Consider the following 22075-nt stretch of genomic DNA (forward strand, 5'->3'; position numbering starts at 1 on the left):
TGGCGAATCGTGGTGCAAAGGTAAGGCGAAGTTTTATTAATGCAACACCTGACCGAAAAATTTTTCAAAAAATAGTTCAGGATCGTTTTCAGCTTATTTTTGTCAGGATTGCTTTCTCTCTTTTTACTCCAGTAGTCCATGAAATACATTCCGCTGCTAGCGGGCCTGCTGTTCACCTCACTATCTGTGTCGGCCCAGACGGCAACGTCCTCTTCTGCAACGCCCCCCTCAGCCAGTCAGTCCCGTACTGGTACTATTGACTCACCCGCCAAATTTCTCGGCTACCAAGTTGGCGAACGGTTTACACCCCATTACCGTGTCGTAGCGTACGCTGAACAGGTAGCCAAACAGGTGCCCGGGCGGGTAAAAGTAGTGCCGTATGGGACTACCCACGAAGGTCGGCAGATGGCCGTCATCATTGTTTCGTCCGAAGCGAATATGAACCGGCTGGACGAAATCCGGGCCAACAACCTCAAACGCATCGGGATGCTGGACGGACAACCCACCAGCGCGAAGCAACCGGCAATTGCCTGGCTTAGCTACAACATTCACGGTAACGAAGCTGTCAGTTCCGAAGCGTTCATGGATGTACTATACCAATTGGTGAGTCCAACCAGCAGCCAGTCGGCTCTGTCGCAGAAAATCCTGAACTCGGCGATTATTATTCTCGACCCAGGTCTGAACCCCGACGGCCACGACCGCTACGTCAACTGGTACAACCAGATGATGGGTCGTAATCCCGATCCAACGCCTTCGGCGCGGGAGCACAACGAACCCTGGCCGGGCGGACGCTATACGCACTACCTGTTCGACCCAAACCGGGACTGGGCCTGGCAGACGCAGGAAATCACCCAGCAGCGTATGGCCGTTTATCAGAACTGGATGCCCCATCTGCACGGCGATTTCCACGAGATGGGCTACGAGAGCCCATATTATTTCGCGCCGTCGGCAAAACCCTACCACGAAGATATTACCCCTTTTCAGCGGCAGTTCCAGCAAACGATCGGACAGTATTGCAGCAAGGCATTCGACAAAAACGGCTGGCTATACTACACCCGCGAGCGGTTCGACCTGTTTTACCCCAGCTACGGCGATACCTACCCAACCTATAACGGAGCCATCGGCATGACCTACGAGCAGGGCGGCAACAGCCGGGCGGGTCTGGCCATTCAGCGCCGGGATGGCGACACCCTGACGCTCCGCCAACGGATCGACCACCATGTAGCAGCCAGCATCGCTACACTCGAATCGGTTGCTGACCGGTCGGATGAGGTGGTAAAAGAGTTTGGCCAGTTCTTCGATAAAGCGCGTAACTCGCCAACAGGACCCTACAAGAGCTATGTTATCAAATCAAACGGCGACGCCGGGCGTCTGAAATCGTTGCAGGAGTTGCTGGAACGGAACAGGATCACCTATGGCTACGCGGATAAAGCGCAGAAGGTATCGGGGTTCAATTATACCAGCCAGAAAGAAGACAAGAACGTATCGGTATCTGCGGGCGATATGGTTATCAGCGCCTACCAGCCGAAATCAACCCTGCTAAAAATTCTGTTCGAACCCAATTCGAAACTGGAAGACTCAGCTACGTATGACATCACAGCCTGGTCGTTGCCGTACGCCTTTGGCCTGCAAACCTACGGGCTGAACTCCCGCATCGGCACAGGTGGTACCGCTCCAACTGCCCCCAAAGCGACTACAATGGCATCGGGTGCGAAGGTGTATGCTTACGTAGTAGCCTGGCAGTCGGCTCCGTCGGCGCAGTTGCTGGCGGGTCTGATGAAAAAGCAGGTTCGGGTCCGGGCCGCCGAGAAACCGTTTGAACTGGAAGACAGAAATTATCCGTCTGGCACGCTCATTATCGCCCGGGCGGGTAACGAGCGCTTCGGCGACCGCTTCGACGCGGTAGTGCAGCAGGAAGCCAGCCGCTGTGGCGTTACGCTAACGCCCGTTCAGACGGGTTTCGTAGCGAAAGGTTCCGACTTTGGTTCTGACTTTGTCAGCAGCCTCAAAGCACCTCGCGTGGGGCTGGTTATCGGCGATGGTACTCCTCCCCCATCGGCAGGTGAGGTCTGGCAGTTCTTCGATCAGGAGTTAGAGTACCCCATCTCGTTATTCGACGGCAATTCGCTTGCTTCGGTTGAGTGGAATAAACTGGACGTGCTGATTCTGCCGACCAACTACAACTACGGTCGTTTTCTCAACGACAAGGTACTGGCCTCCATCCGGGAATGGGTCCGGGCGGGCGGCAAACTGATCGCGATGGAGCGGGCCGCTGCATTTCTGGCCGGTAAAGAAGGGTTCTCGCTGAAAGAAAAAGAAAGCAAAGCCGCTGAGAAAGACAAAGCCAAGAAAGATATTCTGAGCGAGTCGACCAAAATCTACGCCGATCGTGAACGGAGTGCTATTTCGGACGATATTCCTGGCAGTATCTACCGCGTCAACATCGACACAACGCACCCGCTGGGTTTTGGCCTGGAAGGCGGTTACTATACACTCGTTCAGAGCGCCTACGATTTCGATTTCCTGAAGGACGGCTGGAACGTTGGTTACCTGAAAGATAACAACTACGTAGCGGGTTTCTCTGGAAAAAACGCCAAAGACAAACTCAAAAATACCCTGCTGATGGGCGTCCAGAGCTACGGGCGCGGCAGCATTGTGTACCTGGCCGATGATCCACTGTTCCGGGGTTTCTGGTACAATGGGAAGCTACTGTTCAGCAACGCCGTATTCATGGTCGGTAACTAAGTAAAACTCCCGACAAGTCAGTATTTTTTCGTAACTATGCAGAGACGCAATGATCGCCATGTCATTGCGTCTCTGCATTATTAAGCAGCGGTAATCTGCTAATAATGAACCTCTTTCCCAAATCACAAACCGTCCTCCTTGGTGAAACTTTTACTTAACCTTTTGGTAGGGTACCTATTGCTGACTCCCCTCTATAGCCTGGCTCAGAAGAAAAACGAAAATTACCAGCTTCATATCAGTCGTGCTACGTCGCCTATTGTGCTGGATGGGGCTGTGGATGAACCCGCCTGGCAGACCGCCGAAGTGGCCACCAATTTCTGGATGGTCCTGCCGATGGATACCAGTCGCGCCAACGTGCGCACCGACGTTCGAATGGCCTACGACGCGCAGAATATTTACCTGAGTGCCGTCTGCTACCATGGCAACGTCGAAGGTCCGTACATGGTCGAATCGCTCCGGCGGGACTGGGCCTTCCCCAAAAATGACAATTTTATTCTGTTCATGGATACCTTCGATGACCAGACAAATGGGTTCACGTTCGGCACTAATGCCGCCGGAGCGCAGTGGGATGGCCTGATCTATGAGGGCAGCAAAGCCAACCTGAGCTGGGACAACAAATGGTTCTCCATAGTGAAGAACTACCCGGACCGCTACGTTCTGGAAATGGCGATTCCGTTCAAAACGATCCGCTACAAGAAAGGCATTACGCGCTGGGGTATCAACTTCAGTCGCCAGGACCTGAAAACCACCGAAAAATCGTCCTGGACACCCATCCAGCGGCAGTTTCCTACGGCCGCGCTGGCCCTGACGGGTGTGCTGATCTGGGATCAGGCCCCACCGCAGCCAGGCCCTAACATTTCCCTAATTCCTTACGCGCTGACGGGTCTGAACCGCGACTATCAGCGTGGTATCCCAACCGAAAATCGATTTAATGCGGGGCTTGACGCCAAAGTAGCCGTTACGTCGTCGCTGAACCTCGATCTGACTGTTAACCCCGATTTCTCGCAGGTCGACGTTGACCAGCAGGTAACGAACCTCGACCGCTACGAACTGTTCTTCCCCGAGAAGCGGCAGTTCTTTCTGGAAAACGGCGATCAGTTTGCCAACTTCGGCTATTCGACCATCCGTCCGTTTTTCAGCCGCCGGATTGGCCTGGGTGGGGTGCCGATCCGTTTCGGTGCCCGACTGAGTGGCAAACTCAACAAAGACTGGCGCCTGGGCGTCATGGACATGCAAACCGGCCACGTCGATGCGACGGGACTGCCCGCCCAGAATTTTGCCGTGCTGGCGTTGCAGCGACGCGTTTTTGCCCGGTCCAACATCGGGATTATGTTCGTCAATAAAGAAGCAATCAACTATGAGTCGGTTGCGAATAAAACGCTGTACTCCCGTTATAACCGCAACCTGGGAATCGAATACAACCTGGCTTCGGCCAACAACCTCTGGAGTGGAAAAGCGCTTTACATCAAATCCTTCAGCCCTCAGCCGGTTACTACGCCCGAAACACCGGGCCTATCTCCAGAACAAACCACCGGGAATGACGAAGTCTATGCCGCGAATCTTCAGTACACCAGCCGCCGATGGCTACTGGGTGGGCAACTGGAATCCGTGGGCCGCAATTACACCGCCGAAGCCGGCTACGTACCACGCCGGGGATACGAACGTAGTCTTGCCACGCTTGGCTACACGTTCCTGCCTACAGCTAGTCCCGTCCTGAACCACGGGCCTACACTGACTTCGACCTATTTTTTCGATACGGTCTGGAAGCAGAGCGACAACGAAAACCTGCTCAGTTATGCCGTTACGTTCCGGAGTCGGAGTATTTTCACGGGATGGGTGGCTTCCGATTACGTGCGGCTTCTCCAGCCCTTCGACCCGACCAACACCGGCCGCGAAACGCTGGCCACCGGTACATCGCATCGCTGGACAGCCTGGGGCACTAGCTTTGTCTCAAAACCACAGAGTGTGTTTACCTACGGCTTCTCAACCCGCTACGGCGGTTATTACGCCAATGGTACCCGCCTGAACCTCACTGCTGACGTGGGCTACCGGTTTCAGCCTTACGTCAGCTTAGCCGCCAGCGTGAGTTACAACGACATCCGGCTGCCCCAGCCCTGGGGACGGACGACGTTCTGGCTGGTAAGCCCCCGTTTCGACCTGACCCTGACGAATACGCTCTACCTGACCACCTTTGTGCAGTACAACGAGCAGCAGAAAAATATGAACGTCAACGCCCGGATTCAGTGGCGTTATAAACCAGCGTCCGATTTCTTCCTGGTGTATACGGATAATTACCTGCCCAACGCTATGCAGATTGGTCAGGACGTACCGGGCTTCTTCTCGGTTAAGAATCGGGCGCTGGTGCTGAAGTGGACCTACTGGTGGAATCTCTAACAAAAATTGGGTGAAACAAACCGGGCTGGCCACCAGTTATTTGAGCAACCCGCTACGATAGGCGGAATGGCATACTACACTAAAACTACTCATGTTATGAAAGCATTACTTCGTTTCTTCCCAATCGCATTTGTTGCCCTGTTCATGACGTTGTTTCTGACCAGTTGTGAACTGGTTGGTGATATTTTCAAAGGCGGTGTGTATACCGGAGTTATTCTGGTAGTTGTCGGTATCGGCGTCGTGATCTGGCTGGTCGCCAAGTTATTTGGCGGAGGCCGATCCTAATCGATGTGTACGCAATAAAAAAGCCCGACTTCGTGAAGTCGGGCTTTTTTATTCGGAAATAGGGAATGGATTATGCTACCAGTTCCAGCAAACCATCGCGCTGCAAAACAACCCGCTGACGTTCGCTCAGATCGTCGGATGCTTTCATCAGCGGCAACCGGACTTCGTTCGAAACCAGACCCATAATTTCCAGCAGATTTTTTACGCCGACGGGATTGCCTTCTTCGTAGAGCAGCGGATCGATCCGCAGGAAATGACCAAGTTCTTTCTGCGCAAACGCGAAATCACCCCGCAGAGCCGCTTCGATCATGCCCGAAAATTTAGCGGGCAATGCATTCGCAATAACTGACATAACGCCAACACCCCCAATGCTGATGATGGGCACCGCCTGTACGTCATCGCCCGAGATCAGCAGAAAATCGTCCGGTTTATCGCGGGCAATTTCCATACACTGTTCAATCACGCAGGATGCTTCTTTTACCCCGATGATGTTGGGGTGCTGCGCCAGTTCACAGATCGTTTCGGCCGACATGTTGATACCTGTCCGGAACGGAATGTTGTAGAGAATGACCGGTACCGGGCAGGCATCGGCCACACGCGTAAAATGCTCAATGACACCCCGTTTACCGGGTTTATTGTAATATGGGCAAACCGACAGAATCGCATCGACGCCTTCGAAGTCAATGTCTTTCATACCAGACACAACATCGGACGTTACGTTACCGCCAACGCCGTAGACAATAGGCAGACTCTTTGGGTTATTTTCCTTAAGATACTGAAGCAGTTGTTTCTTCTCCGGCTTGGTCACCGTTGGCGATTCGCCGGTGGTACCCTGCAGAACGATATAACGGACTCCCCCGTCGGAGACGTGCCGGACAAGGCGGCCGAAGCCGTCGAAGTCAATAGACTGATCGGCATTGAACGGCGTTACGATGGCGACGCCGGTACCGTGGAAACGAGTGCTCATATTGCTGTGAACCATATTGGTACGCAAAGTTAGGGGAATTTACCGGGTAAACCGTTACGCGCCCAGCATGTGTATGGGACAAGTTTTTTGGACAGGATTACGGGATTAAACGGATTTTACTTCACTGAAGATTCAATTAATCCGCCCGGAGGCCAGGCAGCACTCCTGTCTGTTAGCTATGTTCTGTGTCTCCCAGCATGGACCGAAACTCCGATTCGTTAATCATCGGTACATTAAGCTGCTGCGCCTTGGCTACCTTCGAGGGGCCGGCGTTTTCGCCCACAATCAGGTAGTTCAGTTTCTTGGACACACCACTGAGCAGCTTCCCCCCGTTAGCCGCGATCTTCGCTTCCAGTTCCTCCCGGTCGAAACCAGCAAAGGTCCCGGTGTACAGAAACGTCTTTCCTGCCAGCGTATTACCCTCTGCCACAACTTCTTTACGGGTTCCGACAAACTGCAGGTCGGCCGCGCGCAGCCGTTCAACCTGTTGTACATTATCGGCATCAGCAAACCATTCCAGCAGGCTGTCGGCAATGCGGGGACCAGTATCCGGGACGGCCAGCAACTGCTCCCGATTGGCGACCATGAGTGCATCCATCGAACCGAAGTAATCGACCAACTTCTCAGCAGTAGTATTGCCGACGTAGCGAATCCCCAGCGCAAATAAGACGTTGCTAAAGGGCTGCGCTTTCGAGCGTTCGATGGCCGTCAGGATATTGTCGACGGTCTTCTGGCCAAATTTCACCGTGCGCGTTTTGCCCGTATCCTCATCCGTATAGGTCTTCTCCAGACCCAGTAATTGCCCGTTCGTCAGATCATACAGATCGGCCGGGTTCAGGACCAGATTTCGGTCGATCAGCAGTTGAATTTTTCCTTCGCCCAGACTTTCGATGTTCATGGCCCGGCGCTGGATAAAATGCTCAAAGCGAGCCTGCCGCTGGGGTGGGCAATATTTTTCGTTGGGGCAATAGAAATGGGCCTCGCCTTCTTTGCGAATCAGCGGTGTACCGCAGGCCGGACACTCCGTCGGGTAAACAATGGGCTGCGCGTCGGCAGGGCGTCGGCTCAGGTCTACGCTCGTCACCTTCGGGATGATCTCCCCTCCTTTTTCCACGAAAACCGTATCGTGCAGCATCACGCCCAGCCGTTCGATTTCGTTGGCATTGTGTAGTGATGCCCGTTTAACGATGGTTCCCGCCAGCAATACCGGCGTCAGCATGGCGACCGGCGTAACGGCCCCCGTACGGCCAACCTGGTACTGGATAGCGTTGAGCGTCGTGCTGGCGGCCTGGGCTTTGTATTTGAACGCAATCGCCCAGCGCGGGCTTTTAGCCGTGTATCCCAGCTCGCGCTGCTGGTCATAGCGATTTACCTTGATCACGATACCATCGGTACCCAGCGGCAATTCGAAACGTTTCGTATCCCATTCGTTGATGTATTCCATGACCTCCCGAATGGTTGTACATTTTTTCCAGGTCGGCGATACGTTAAAGCCCCATTCCCGCAGCGCGATCAGGCTTTCTTCGTGCGTATGGAAGATGGCTTCGCCCGACGGATCAGGATCGGCCAGGAACGAATACAGGTAACAGTCCAGTCGGCGCTGGGCGACCGCCCCGGAATCCTGCTGTTTGAACGTACCGGAAGCCGCATTCCGGGGATTGGCCAGCAGGGGTTCGCCAATATCCTCACGCTCTTTGTTGATCCGGTCGAACTCCGCCAAGGGCAGAAACCCTTCGCCCCGTACTTCAAACAGAGCCGGTACGCTGATGTGCCCCTTCCCCGGACTAATCCGCAGGGGCAGCGAGCGGATCGTGCGAATATTGTGCGTAATGTCATCGCCCCGCACGCCATCACCACGGGTAGCTCCCTGCACCAGCACACCATTTTCGTAGGTCATGCTCAATGCTACACCGTCGAATTTCAGTTCGCAGATGTACTCGTAAGGCTCGTCGCGCAGCCCCTTGCGCACCCGGGTATCGAATTCTATCAGATCTTCTTCCGAATACGTATTACCCAGTGACAGCATCGGGAAGCGGTGATATACCGTCGGAAATTCTTTACTGATGGTTCCTCCGACGCGGGCCGTTGGGGAATCGGGCAGGCGAAAGTCAGGGTATTGTTTTTCCAGATCCGTCAGTTCCTGCAGCAATTGGTCGAAGGTAAAATCATCGACCTCTGATACGCTGTCCTGGTAATACTGATGATTATAATAGGTTAACTGAGCCGTCAACTCACGAATGCGTTCCTGGGGTGTCATATACAAAAGCCAATAATTCGGCGGAGTTGGTGGGGCTGGCCGATAACCGTTGCCCATTCTAAATCAGACCTAACTCCCTACCGACAATATTGGTTTTGTTTCTCCATTCGGCCAAAAAAAAGTACTTTTACGAGATAAAAAAATAACGATCCAGTCATTGGCAGGTTCTACCTTTCTAATGATTCAACAATTTGGTACCGCTGCTTAATTCACCGACTATGTCGCAACCACAGATCGCTCCTTCGCTGCTGGCCGCCGATTTCCTCCATCTGGACAAGGCGTTTGACTTAATTAACCAGAGTGAAGCCGATGCGCTGCATTTTGACGTAATGGACGGTGAGTTCGTACCCAATATTTCCTTTGGCTTTCCGCTCCTGAAAGTAGCGCACGAGCACTGCCAGAAACCGCTGGACGTACACCTGATGATCAATCAGCCCGACCGGTATCTGGAGCCGTTTGCCAAGGGTGGCGCGTCAACGATTCACGTTCATTACGAAGCCTGTCCCCACCTGCACCGCACGCTTACCCGTATCCGGGAGCTGGGCTGCCGCGCCGGGGTAGCTCTGAATCCACACACGCCGGTTTCGTTGCTGGAAGACGTACTGGAGGTCATTGATGTCGTGCTGATTATGTCGGTCAATCCGGGATTTGGCGGGCAGTCATTCATCCCACAGACCTTACCTAAAATTGCTAAACTGAAGCAGCTTCTGCTGGCCGGGCAGTCCAGCGCGCAGATTGAAGTGGACGGGGGCGTTGGGCTCGACAACGCCCGGTCGCTGCTGAACGCCGGTGCCGATATTCTGGTAGCGGGCAGTGCCGTTTTTGGCGCCAGCGATCCGGCCGCCGTTATCCGCCAGTTAAAAGCCAGTCAGCAGCCAGCGATGGCCTGAGTCCTCCGTCTATCTCCCCCTCGCTGACCCGTAACCAGAAATTCATGAAGCAATCACATCTGGCCGTTATACTCTGCCTGTTTTTATTGGCAACGGCCTGCAAGAATACGAACCAGAACCAGGACGCATCGACTACGTTCACGGGCGATACATCGATCACAGCCGCGCCCCCCAGCCCCGAATGGGCAAAATATGCGTCGATCTACGAAGTAAACATCCGTCAGTTTTCTCAGGAAGGTACGTTCAAGGCCGTTGAGGCTCAATTGCCCCGTCTGAAAGAGATGGGAGTCGATATTATCTGGCTGATGCCCATTTTCCCGATCAGCCAGACCAGCAAAAAAGGCACGCTGGGTAGCCCCTACGCCGTTGCCGACTACAAAACCGTCAATCCGGACTACGGTACCATGGCGGATTTTAAATCGCTGGTCAACCGGGCGCACGCGCTGGGGCTCCGGGTCATTCTGGACTGGGTAGCCAACCACACGGGCCGCGACCATGTGTGGGTCAAATTCCACCCCAACTGGTACACTCAGGTTAACGGCAAGTTTGTGGCGCCGGTCGACCCCGCTACCGGCAAGCCAACCGACTGGACGGATGTTATCGACCTGAATTACGATAATGCTGAAATGCGCCTGAACATGATGGACGCCATGCAGTATTGGGTGAAAGAGTTTGATGTTGATGGCTACCGCTGCGACGTAGCCGGGTACGTCCCGAATGACTTCTGGGCGGAGATCCGGCCCAAGCTGGACAAGATTAAACCCGTGTTTATGCTGGCCGAATGGGAAGACGACCCGGCGCAGTTCAAGTATTTCAACGCGAACTACGGCTGGAGCATGCATAACATGATGAAAGCCATTGCCAAAGGGGCCCGAACGGCGGACAAAATCGATTCACTGCGGGAAGCTAACCAGCAGCGGTTTCCTCCCTGGTATTACCAGATGCTGTTTACCCAGAATCACGACGAAAACGCCTGGCACAATACGCTGGACGAAGCTTTCGGACCAGCCGCCAACACCTTTATTGTGTTGAGCTGTACGCTCGAAGGGATGCCGCTGGTGTATAACGGCATGGAGTCGAATCTGGATAAACGATTATCTTTATTCGAAAAAGACACCATTGCCTGGGGGAACTACCAAAAAAATGATTTCTTTAAGGCATTACTTACACTCAAACATAGAAACCGGGCGCTCTGGAACGGACGTGACGGTGGCAAAGTCGTTAAAATTTCGACGGATCATGACGACAAGGTGTACGCATTTTACCGCCAGCTCGACAACGATAAAGTAGCCGTTATTCTGAACCTGAGCAGTCAGGAACAGACCGTACATGTATCGGGCAACGGCTACGAAGGCATGTACACCGACGTATTCAGCCACCAATCCACCGAACTACGCGCCGACCAGACGATTACGCTTAAACCCTGGGAATACCGGGTTTTCACCAATTAACACGACTCAGTAATCCGAACGTACGTCTATGCAGCTTATTCCGGTTCTTTTCAGCCTGGCACTTCTTTCCGCCGGTAAGCCAGCATTGCCCACTACACCACCCGAACGCGTATCGGTGCAATGGGCCAGTCGGGTTGTCGGTGTTTCATCGGAAAAGAAAGGCGAAACGAACGGGGAGCAGTACCGGGCTTCGCAGGTACTGGGCACACCCAGCAAAGGACCTCAACTTGGCGAAACACCCTGCGCCTGGGCCCCCGCTTCGGCCGATGGCGTCAACGACGAGTGGGTTCAAGTAGCTTTTGCCAAACCGCAGCACGTTCGGCAGGTCGTTATCATCGAAAACATAAACCCCGGCGCCATAACGCAGGTGCTGTTGATTGACGAGAAAGGCACCGAACATTCCGTTTACCAGAGCCGCGGGGCTGCCCGCAGCGAAACGGCACTACGCATCTTCCCAACCGACTATTCATTTGCCAGCCAGGAACTTAAAGTAGTACTGAACGGGGCAGCTATTCCCGGCCCGAATCAGATCGACGCCATCGGCATTTCGGAAGAAACAACGCCGGTTCCGATTGGTATCAACGTATCGCCCGATACGCCCAAAGACATTCAGAAAGAAAACCTGGGCACAGCGATCAACTCGCCGGGTCAGGAAGTGGCGCCGGTCATTTCGCCCGATGGCAAGACGCTTTATTTTACCCGAAATTTCAACAAAGCCAACCTCGGCGCCTACGACCATCAGGATGTCTGGTATTCCAATTACAATGCCACCGCCCGAAGCTGGGGCGAAGCGGTTAATATTGGTCCGCCCATCAACACTACCGGCGATAATGCCATCAGCGGCATGGCGCCGGACGGCCGGACAGCCTATCTCATCAATGTGTATCAGCCGGACGGTACGTTATCGTTCGGAATTTCCCGTTCTGTACTGACCAAGGCGGGCTGGTCGCAACCCGTTGAGTGTAAGATCGCCAACAACTATAACCTCCACGATAAAAACCAGCTGGAATTCTGCGTCTCGCCCGACAACCGGGTTATCATACTGGCGGTGCAGCGCAAGGACACGCAGGGTAACCGCGACCTGTATGCCGCCTTCCGACAGCCCGACGGTACCTGGGCCGAGCCGGTTACGCTGGGCAGGGTCGTTAACTCCGCCGATTTTGAGAGTTCACCGTTTTTGGCGGCCGACAACCGGACTCTGTATTTTACGTCGGGCGGGCACCCCGGCTACGGGAACGGTGATATTTTTGTCACCCGTCGGCTGGATGATACGTGGACGAACTGGAGTGAACCCGAAAACTTGGGAGCGGCCATTAATACACCCGAGTGGGACGGGTATTTCACAATTCCAGCCTCGGGCGATTATGCCTATCTAAGCTCGCGGGCGGGTTCCATGGGCGAAGACGACATTTTCCGACTGAAGCTATATCCGGGCATCAAACCCGATCCAGTCGCTATCATTTCGGGCGTTGTTCTGGACGCGCAGAGCAAAAAACCGATTACTTCAGAAGTCATTTCCAGCGTTCCGGGCGAAGAAAAAGAAACCGCCAAGGTCGACTACAATCCTGAAACGGGCGAGTACAAATTCATTGTGCCGACCAAGAAAAGTTACGTCATCAAGGCGATCAAGGAGGGCTATTTCCCCACGACGGAAACGCTTGACCTGAGCCGGGAAAAGCGATTCCGCGACATTCGCAAGAATCTATACCTAACCAAGATCGAAGCCGGTAAGAAAATTACGATGCGGGAGGTGCTGTTTCAGCAGAGCCAGTACACCCTGCTGCCGGGTGCCGATACGGAACTGGATTACATGGTGGAGATGCTGAATAAATACCCCACAATGGAGCTTCTAATTGAAGGGCATACCGATAACCAGGGTGACTGGGAGCCTAACATGAAGCTCTCCGAAGACCGGGTTCGGGCGGTTAAAGAGTATCTGACAGGTAAAGGTGTTGCCGAGAGTCGACTTCAGACAAAAGCCTGGGGCCCCAGCAAACCTGTGGCCAGCAACGAAAGCGAAGAGAAGCGTAAAATGAACCGACGGGTCGAATTCACAATCTTAAAGCTGTAAAACCCGGATTTTGCCTTTAGTTTTGGGGCAATGTTTAGTTTATCCTCCCGTAACTCCAACGTTTTGTTGGGTATCCTGCTCGTTCTGGGGCTAGCGCTTCGTTTGTATCGTCTGGATACGTACGGTATCTATTTTGACGAAAAATCGACGTTACTGGTCAGTCAGGGCGTTGTTCTGGAAGGGTTTAACCAGAAAGACGTTTTTGATAAGCCTTATTTTACCCCGGCTGAGTTCTGGAAACCCAAAACGTTTTCCGACTTCATCGAAGCTAACATTCGGGGGGATATTGGCAACAGCCCGGCTTACTACGGCGTTGTCTGGCTCTGGATGGAAATCTTCGGCCGCAGCGATGCATCGTTACGTATGCCCTCGGTTATTTTCAGCGTCCTGATTATCGGTCTCCTGTTCGTCTTTGTCCGACGGCACTTCCGCTTTCTGGGCGATGAGGAATCGACCAGGCTGGCCCTGCTGAGTGCTGCCATTGCCACCATCGAGCCCTTCTTTGTGGCGTATAGCCACATTGCCCGCAACTATTCCATGACGTTTTTCATGACGTTGCTGGCGACTCATTGGTTTCTGCTCATTATGGAGCGTGTCCGAACCAGCCAGCTCGTCGTTCGTCCGGCTGCCTCCGGGGGGCTTTCTCTACCGGTACTTTACCTGTGTTACGGCCTGGTTTTTATCACGGCGGTGCTGTGCCATTATCTCACGGTTACGGTCTTTCTATGTCACGGCCTGTACGCCCTTTTATACTTACGTAATGGACGGGCATGGATTACCCTGGCCGTTACCGGTGCTACTGGGCTGGGGTTGGTTTCACTCTGGTTTATTTTCGGCGGAGGAAAATACACGTTCTATACCCTTAACTACCAGCGCGATTTCTACCGAAACATTGCCCTGACCAACCCCATGGGCAGTCCCTTTGGGGTTATTTTGCCCGCTACCATTCCGAACATCGCCAAACGGGCTGTACCAATTTTCTCAGACCTGTTCATCTTTACGAACGGGCTGGGCGCGGTGCTGGGTGGAATCCGCAATTCGGCGCTGGCGTTGGGTCTGGGTGCGGGCGCTACGTTTATCATACACCGCTACGCCCGGATCAGCCAGCCACCAGTCTGGGTGTATGTCGCCGTACCCATCCTGCTGCTGATTGGCCTGCCTGTTTATTCGGTCGAGCCGCTGCATTTGCTGGTTTTGTCGGTAGCGATTCCGTTCATCTATCTCATCAGTCAATACGTAGCAAGTCAAATCAAATCGAAAGAGCAGCATCTGACAGTCATGCTGCTCCTGCTGACCTTTATTCCGACGTTTTTCCTGCTGTTTATGGCCTGGCGGTCGGGGCACACGTTCGGAATTACACAGCGGTATTCGGGCTTTTCATTTCCGTACGTTTGCATACTGGTATCGATGGGGCTGCTGCAACTGCCCAAGCTACGTCCCTGGTTCAGCCTGCCGATCGCAGCCGTACTAGCAGTTCAGGCACTATTCATCGTTCTGCTGCTGGGAAATATTTACGCCGACATAGCTCCCAAGTACACCTACTTCGATAAACCGCGTATTGCCAATCCGTACTGGTCGTCGGCGAAGAAACTCGAAGAACTTTACGCCCCCGGCGACACCATTCTGTACCCAAACCAGAAGCGTGTTATTTACTCGGAGAAGATTGACAAGACGTATTCACCGGTTTCCTTGCTAGATGCGCAGTTGGTGAACGTTTACCTCCCGGAGGACGCAACTTATATTCAGCGTATCGATCCAAACGAACACGACCGGATTGTACTCGTCAAGGGCAACTCCGGCAAGAAAATTACTATTTTTGATCTCAAAGGAACGACTTATCGGTACGGTCAGTAACAGTAGTCATACCTCAACAAGCTTACGAACATTATGGAAACGACAGATCACCACCAGCTACAGGGCCAGCTTCGGCTGAAAATTCTGGGTCTTTATCATCAGGTCAACGCTGGCCATATCGGCTGTTCGCTGAGCTGCGTCGATCTAATGATTGCGACGCTGGTGATGCGCAAACGGGAACAGGATACTTTCCTGCTGTCGAAGGGACACGCGGCTGCTTCGCTTTACGCCTGTCTGCACCATCTGGGCGAGATTTCGGACGAAGAACTGGCAACGTACTACCAGAACGGAACGACGCTGCCTGCTCACCCGGCCCCCCGCAAACACCGGGGCATTCCGTTTGCTACGGGTTCACTGGGTCACGGATTGCCTATCGGCACGGGTATCGCCATGGCGGGGAAACTCCAGGGCGACGACTCACGGGTTTTCGTGCTGATGTCCGACGGAGAAACCAACGAAGGGACCACTTGGGAAGCCGCTCATTTCGCCATTCAGCACCAGTTGGATAACCTCATCGTGCTGATTGATAAGAATGGGCTCCAGGGTTTTGGGCAGACGGACAAGGTGATGGGCGATACAGCCGACGTTCGCACCTGGGAAGCCATGGGGTTTGAAACGGTTACGGTAGATGGCCATGATGTTGACGCCTTATTGACAACGCTGGACCAGTTGATGGCGTCGACAAGCGGTAAACCGAAAGTGATTGTTGCCCAAACGGTTAAGGGAAAGGGCGTATCGTACATGGAAAACCGGCTGGAATGGCACTACCTACCAATGACGGCCGCCCAGTATGAACAGGCACAACAGGACGTTCAGGAACGTTATCTGCTTACTTCACTCGCCTGATCTCCTATTCCATTCACTAGTAAACGGTGGGTTGACACAGGCACATCCGACCTTTTCTCCTAATATTGCAGCCTGAATGAATCAGTCTGCCCCAACATTGCTACCAGATAAAATTAGTCGGCTTCAGGGCCCAATCGTTGTTTTCGGCGCCAGCGGCTTCATCGGCGCGAACCTGTTCGAACAGCTTTTCCGTACGCGTCAGGATGTTTACGCATTAACCCACGACGCCACCAAAGCCTGGCGGCTCAAGCTGCTGGACGTTCCCGCCGAAAACGTTATTCACTGCGATATTCTATCAAATACGTCAGTTCAGGATGTTTTTGGCCGGATTAAGCCAAAAACGATCTTCAACCTGGCGGCTTATGGTGCCTACAGCAAGCAGAAGAACGTAACGCTCACCTACGAAACCAACGTACTGGGTACGGTCAACATTCTGGAGAACTGTACGCCAGACATGGCCTATATCCACGCTGGCAGCAGTTCGGAGTATGGCTTCAATTGTACGGCTCCGAAAGAAACGGACCCCGTTGAGCCAAACAGCCACTACGCCGTTTCTAAAGTTTCGGCCGCTTATACGCTGGACTATTACGCGAAACTTCACCAGCTTAAAACGCTGAATCTGCGACTCTATTCGATCTACGGCGGCTGGGAAGAACCTGATCGGCTGATTCCCCGGCTGGTGGAAGAAGCCAGGAACGGCAAATTCCCCCCCCTGGTTTCGCCCGATATCAGCCGTGATTTTGTGTATGTCGATGATTGCGTCGACGCGTTCGTGCAGGCAGCGCTGCGGGTCAGTCCCGAAATCAGCGGCCGTTCGTATAACATCGCTACCGGAACGAAAACGACCATGCGTGAGCTGGTCGACGTAACGCGGCAGACGTTTGGCATTACGCAGGAACCCGTGTGGGGCAGTATGGCCAACCGGAACTGGGACCTGGCCGAATGGTACGGTGATGCGACGGCTGCCCAGGCCGATCTGGGCTGGCAGGCCACGACCAGCCTGAGCGATGGGCTACGCAAAACCGCTGACTGGCAGGTGGCTCACCAGTATGAAGAACGGGTCATTCCAGCCTTCAAAACGCCCACGCTGAATCCGGTCATCTCGCCCATCATTGCCTGTTACCGGGATGCTCAGGCTATCCCGTACATGTACGAACGGCTGGTGAAAACCTTCAACGAAATGAAGGTGCGGTACGAGATCATTTTCGTGAACGACAACTCGCCGGATAATACGGACGAAGTGCTGGAAGCCATCTGCGCCAAAGACTCGAACGTAATTGCCATTAAACACTCCCGGAACTTCGGCTCGCAGTCAGCTTTCCTGAGCGGGATGGAGATTGCCTCAGGCGACATGGTTGTACTGATGGACGGGGACTTGCAGGACCCGCCGGAAGTCATTCCGAGCTTCTACGAAAAGTGGCAGCAAGGTTTCGACGTGGTATATGGCGTTCGGGTGCAGCGCGAAATGCCCGCTCACGTTCATTTTTTCTACAAGCAATTCTACCGCCTGTTTAAACGGACGGCTTACATTAATATCCCGGTCGACGCAGGCGATTTCTCGATTATTGACCGGAAAGTCGTACGCGAACTGGTGAACCTGCCCGAAACCGAGCAGTTTCTGAGAGGGCTTCGGGCCTGGGTCGGCTTCAAACAGACAGGCGTAGATTACGTCCGGCCGGAACGTATGTTTGGCGTATCGACCAACAACTGGACCAAGAACATCTGGTGGGCTAAGAAAGCCATTTTCTCGTTCAGCTTTGCCCCATTGGAACTGATGACCTACGCGGGTTTTGTCCTGACGGGCCTATCGATGCTGGGGATCGTCTGGCAGATCATGGCTCGGCTGTTGAATTTCGATCCAAATACGCCATACGGCATTTCGACCGTTCTGGTATTGATCATGTTCTTCGGCGGCATCAACCTGCTGGGTATTTCGTTCCTGGGCGAATACATCAGCAAGATTTTTGAGGAAACGAAAAAACGACCGAAGTTCATCCGGACCTCGGTACGAAAGGGAGCAAAAACGTACCGGACAGCGGCAGAAATAAAAACTCTGGTTGAGCAACGTAGCAACAAATAAGCGACTGCTACTTCATCGATAAACGAACAGATTCTGGTCTGTTAAGGGCTATGCGTAAAGAATTTTCAGCCGCCATCGAACAGCTGGCGCAGGAAGACGATAAACTGATTTTCATAACGGGCGACTTGGGCTACAGCGCACTCGAAAACGTAGCCGACGTACTCGGTCCCCGGTTCATCAACGCCGGTGTGGCCGAACAGAACATGGTAGGAATGGCGGCCGGTCTGGCCTACCGTGGCTATAAAGTGTTCTGTTACAGCATTGCTCCGTTTGCCGTATATCGCTGCCTGGAACAGTTCCGGAACGATGTCTGCCTGCACAACATGCCCGTTTTTCTGGTGGGCAACGGCGGTGGATATGGCTACGGCATTATGGGCAGTACGCACCATGCCATCGAAGATCTGGCCTGTCTGAGTGGCCTGCAGAATGTCAATACGTACATTCCGGCTTTCGCCGATGAAGTAGCGCCTATGCTCAGCCAGATTCTGGCCGAAAGCCGTCCGGCTTACCTACGGCTGGGTGCCGGGCCTAAAACCCCTGATGATTCGGAAACGATTGGTACGTTCAAACACATAGCTCGTAGTACAGAATCGCTGGGTACGGTCGTAGCCTTAGGCCCTGTAGCGGCCAACGTGCTAACGGCGCTGCAGGATGAACTCCTGGCGAACCAGTTCGACGTTTTTACGGCCACCAACCTTCCCCTCGACCTGCCTGCAGAACTGGCTCACCGTTGGGCCGGGAAACCGATGCTGGTTGTTGAAGAACACGTATCAACGGGAGGACTGGCGCAGCAATTGTCCGTCAAGCTCCTGGCCGACGGGGCTGCTCCCAGCCATTTTGTGAGTTTGTCGGCACAGGGATACCCCAACGGGCTTTACGGCGATCAGAAATACCACCAGCAGCAGTCAGGACTTGATCCGGCTAATATTGCCCGCCAATTATCAGGCTTTACGTTCAACTAAGGTACCTGTCGTTTGCAGCCTACTACGTCCATACCCTCCACGCCTGCCAGCACAGCCCCTTCGCGCCCAATGGGTTCCGGGCTGAGTTACGTGCTTCTGGCCTTACCTGTTCTGATCTTCTTTGGGATCTGGCAGGTATATGCGGTCAACGTGGCCAAGTGGGATGACCATGCACTACGGGAATTTCTGTTCAATTTCGATAGGGAATCCGCGCTTTCGGACAAGATTTATCTGCTTTTCAAACAACACAACGAGCACCGGATCGTCTACGACCGGATTGTTACGCTGCTCGACTATCAGCTGACGGGAAAACTCAATTTTCGGCATTTGATGCTGATTGGCAACTTAAGCCTGGTGGGTTTGCTCGCTCTGTTTGTTGCCATACTTCGACGCGAGAAGAGACCCGTTTTGTACGCCCTGCCGGTTTCCCTGTTGCTCTTTAACCTGTCGCAGTGGGAAAATATGTACTGGGGTATGGCGGCTCTCCAGAACTTTTCGGTGGTGCTGTGGGTGCTGGGAAGTCTTTATTTTCTGAGTTATACCAATCGCTGGGGCGTCGCTTTTCTGCTGGCGATGCTGGCAACGCTGACCAGTGGCAACGGTATGGCGATCTGGCCGCTGGGTTTCGTCCTGCTGGCGTTACAAATTGCCGGGTCACCAACACGGCTGCGCCAGCTCTTATGGTGGTCAGGTGGGGCTATTTTGGCAGTAGTGCTGTATTTCACCGGTTTTGAAAAGCCCGAAGGCAATCCCCCCGCCCGGGGTCCGATAACAGCAGTCATTAAATGCTGGCTGGCCTTCAATGGTTCGGCAGCTGAAATCCTGACGAGTACAGCCGCGCTACGTAACAGCATCCTGCTGGGTAGCGCCCTGGTGCTGCTGACACTGATTTTTTTGGGCATTGGTTTCTGGACCTACCGTTCAGCCATCCTGACAGTTCCCGGCCGTTTCCGTCGCTCGGCAGCGGGTCATCCCCGGGTTATCCCTGCCAATACGTTGTTTTTCTGGGGGTCGGCGGCCTTTCTGCTGATGACCTCCGCTGTTGTTGCCTGGTCGCGGACGGGCTTCGGCGCAGACTTGATTATCACCAGCCGGTATAAGATTTATGCACTCACGCTGCTGGCGTTGCTGTACACATACGGCGTTGTTCAGGTCTCTAAAACGGGATCCAGGATGCTTTTCGTGGGTGGTCTGGCGGGTAGTTTTCTACTAGCAGGCTTGTCGTACCTGACAGCGCTGGATGAGACACTCTGGTGGCGACAATGGCTGTTAAGCAATCAGTTTAACTGGACACACGTCGGTCCAACGCCTACCCTTAGCCGCGACTCGGTCAGCCAGCACTACACCGACCCCGCCCCTGCTTTTTACGACGGACAGGAAGCTACGCTGTACCGGCAAGCTGACCGACCGGCCTACGTGTTATCAGTAGCCCCCATTCCGCTGGGCTACCGAATAACGAACAAAACGGTTCCGACACCTGCTCTGCAGGATCCCGGCAACTTCGTTGTCGCCCGGTCGGCCAAACGCGTGTATATCTTTCCGGTCTGGCAACAGCGGCAGACTGTCACTCAGGCCCGTTTTTTGCCCCAACGTCTGTTTACAGCAGGTTTCAGTGCCGACATTCTGACGCCCGAGCTGGAAGCAGGTACCTACCAGCTCTTTGTGCTGACAACCACAAACGGGCAGGCAGTGATGCACCCTACGAATCAGTCGATTACTGTACAGACAACCCAAACAGATACGTTCAAGAAAAACTGGTAGTAACGGAAACGCGGTAGAGTGCGTATATTGTGGCTGTTTTTAGCGTTGTCTAACGCTCAGTCTCTGACTCTATTTTTCTTATAAAACTACGCTAATCACCCCATACATACCCTGCGAATTCAGTGGAAACAGTCAACCAGTCCGCTCGCAGGATTTAGTGAACAATGGTAAACGAAACCTTATCCCCCACTACGTCCCGCCCTGCTTTGAATCACCTCCTGCAACTGGATGGTGTGCGTTTCATCGCGGTCGGACTGGTTTTATGTGATCACTGGCTGGCGGGTCGGGTTGATCTGCAACTGGAACTGGGTGCCCTGGGGGTCACCATCTTTTTTGTCCTGAGTGGGTTTCTGATTACCCGGATTCTATTGTCGAGCAAAGACAAACTCAGCAATCAACCCGGTGGTGGACTGGGTAAGTACCTCAAAATTTTTTACATCCGTCGGACGGTCCGTATTTTCCCCATTTACTACCTCACGCTGTTCGTCCTCTACGCGCTCAACGAACCTCCGGTCCGGAAAACGATTGGCTGGCTGGCACTTTACGCCACCAACATTTACATCGTTTACAACATGACCTGGCTGGGTACCGTCGACCATCTCTGGTCGCTGGCTGTTGAAGAGCAGTTTTATCTGTTCTTTCCGCTATTGCTGTTTTTTGTGCCCCGGCGTTGGGTGCTCACGACGGCTATGGTTATGATTATTGGCGCAGTGGCCTTACGCTACGCTGTCGATCAGGCACATCTGCCCTGGTTTGTCAATTACGTCAGCACCCCCACCTGCCTCGATTCGTTTGGTCTAGGGGCCATTATGGCCTACTGGTGGCTCTACCAGCGGGAGCAGTTCGAGCGTTTTTTCCGCAACAACCTGGGGCTGATAGCCAGTATTCTGCTGTTGTGGCTGGTTGTGTATATGATTGACGTACTGCCCGATGCACCCAGTACGATACGGGTCTACGGACATCATAATGTCATGTCCAATGTATGGGAGCGGCTGGCGGGTTCGCTGGTTGGCTTTTTTCTGATCGGGCGGGCAGTGCTGGGTTTTGGCGGACCAATGAAATGGCTGCTCGAGAACGCGGTCAGCCAATACATGGGGCGGATCAGCTACGGGATTTACTTGTTCCATAATTTCGTCTACAACGCTTACCACACTCAGCCAACCCATTTTACGCTACGGGCCTGGCGCCGGATTACGGACGTACTGCCGGTTCTGAACAGCACTTATTTTTTCGAGTTCTGTTTTTTTCTATTCCTGACGGTTGCGCTGGCCACAATTTCCTGGTTTGTCATCGAAAAACCGATTAATAGTCTGAAAGATCGGTTCACTTATTGACACCAGACCCGACAAATCCTAAAATTCAGCTTATTTTCCGTATTCCCGCTGAATAAAGTCCTATTCGGATCGACTGCCAGCGATCAACATTTTCCTATATTTGCGCAGTTTGTAATGATGGTAAACTTCGTTGGCTCAATCCTTTTGTCAACGTTTATTAACTCGACGGCTGAACTGT

The 22075-nt window shown here is 53.5% G+C and carries 14 protein-coding genes; 12 read left to right on the forward strand and 2 right to left on the reverse strand.

All coding sequences use genetic code 11. The features are described 5' to 3' along the window. Positions 1-138: 138 nt before the first annotated feature. From HU175_RS22350 to HU175_RS22360, 3 genes are all read left to right on the forward strand, one after another. Positions 139-2745 carry a M14 family metallopeptidase gene (locus HU175_RS22350; protein WP_176568684.1) on the forward strand — a complete coding sequence of 869 codons (2607 nt, stop codon included), beginning with the start codon at positions 139-141 and terminating at the stop codon, positions 2743-2745. 141 nt (positions 2746-2886) lie between these two features. Then, the gene (locus HU175_RS22355; protein ID WP_176568685.1) at positions 2887-5139 is read left to right on the forward strand and encodes a carbohydrate binding family 9 domain-containing protein; all 2253 of its coding nucleotides are present in this window, start codon (positions 2887-2889) and stop codon (positions 5137-5139) included. Between the two features lie 96 nt (positions 5140-5235). Further along, positions 5236-5424, forward strand: a complete 189-nt coding sequence (locus tag HU175_RS22360) for a hypothetical protein (RefSeq protein ID WP_176568686.1) — start codon at positions 5236-5238, stop codon at positions 5422-5424. A gap of 70 nt (positions 5425-5494) precedes the next feature. On the opposite strand, the gene dapA is transcribed toward HU175_RS22360, so the two are convergent. Together dapA and ligA are read right to left on the reverse strand one after the other, a co-directional pair. Continuing rightward, positions 5495-6391 (reverse strand): 4-hydroxy-tetrahydrodipicolinate synthase, encoded by an 897-nt coding sequence (gene dapA / locus HU175_RS22365; RefSeq protein ID WP_176568687.1) that lies wholly within the window; start codon positions 6389-6391, stop codon positions 5495-5497. A gap of 172 nt (positions 6392-6563) precedes the next feature. Next, positions 6564-8648 carry an NAD-dependent DNA ligase LigA gene (ligA, locus tag HU175_RS22370; protein ID WP_176568688.1) on the reverse strand — a complete coding sequence of 695 codons (2085 nt, stop codon included), beginning with the start codon at positions 8646-8648 and terminating at the stop codon, positions 6564-6566. Between the two features lie 218 nt (positions 8649-8866). Between ligA and rpe the strand changes: the two genes are divergently transcribed. The 9 genes from rpe (at position 8867) to HU175_RS22415 (ending at position 21897) form a co-directional block, all read left to right on the forward strand. Continuing rightward, positions 8867-9538 carry a ribulose-phosphate 3-epimerase gene (gene rpe / locus HU175_RS22375; RefSeq protein WP_176568689.1) on the forward strand — a complete coding sequence of 224 codons (672 nt, stop codon included), beginning with the start codon at positions 8867-8869 and terminating at the stop codon, positions 9536-9538. A gap of 44 nt (positions 9539-9582) precedes the next feature. Further along, positions 9583-10989 carry an alpha-amylase family glycosyl hydrolase gene (locus tag HU175_RS22380; RefSeq protein ID WP_176568690.1) on the forward strand — a complete coding sequence of 469 codons (1407 nt, stop codon included), beginning with the start codon at positions 9583-9585 and terminating at the stop codon, positions 10987-10989. A 28-nt stretch (positions 10990-11017) separates the two neighbouring features. After that, a complete protein-coding gene (locus tag HU175_RS22385; protein ID WP_176568691.1) occupies positions 11018-13060 on the forward strand; it encodes an OmpA family protein in 2043 nt (680 codons plus the stop codon). A 30-nt stretch (positions 13061-13090) separates the two neighbouring features. Further along, the gene (locus tag HU175_RS22390; protein ID WP_176568692.1) at positions 13091-14914 is read left to right on the forward strand and encodes a glycosyltransferase family 39 protein; all 1824 of its coding nucleotides are present in this window, start codon (positions 13091-13093) and stop codon (positions 14912-14914) included. Positions 14915-14947: 33 nt separating this feature from the next. After that, positions 14948-15760, forward strand: a complete 813-nt coding sequence (locus HU175_RS22395; protein ID WP_176568693.1) for a transketolase — start codon at positions 14948-14950, stop codon at positions 15758-15760. A gap of 76 nt (positions 15761-15836) precedes the next feature. Further along, entirely contained in the window at positions 15837-17840 is a 2004-nt protein-coding gene (locus tag HU175_RS22400; RefSeq protein WP_176568694.1) for an NAD-dependent epimerase/dehydratase family protein, read from the forward strand. 50 nt (positions 17841-17890) lie between these two features. Then, positions 17891-18802, forward strand: coding sequence for a transketolase family protein (locus tag HU175_RS22405; RefSeq protein WP_176568695.1), 912 nt, complete (start codon positions 17891-17893; stop codon positions 18800-18802). 12 nt (positions 18803-18814) lie between these two features. Beyond that, positions 18815-20563, forward strand: a complete 1749-nt coding sequence (locus tag HU175_RS22410) for a hypothetical protein (RefSeq protein WP_228724245.1) — start codon at positions 18815-18817, stop codon at positions 20561-20563. Between the two features lie 164 nt (positions 20564-20727). Further along, entirely contained in the window at positions 20728-21897 is a 1170-nt protein-coding gene (locus HU175_RS22415) for an acyltransferase family protein (protein WP_176568696.1), read from the forward strand. Positions 21898-22075 lie beyond the last annotated feature (178 nt).

This window comes from Spirosoma sp. KUDC1026, from assembly GCF_013375035.1.
In the GTDB taxonomy this organism is placed as follows: domain Bacteria; phylum Bacteroidota; class Bacteroidia; order Cytophagales; family Spirosomataceae; genus Spirosoma.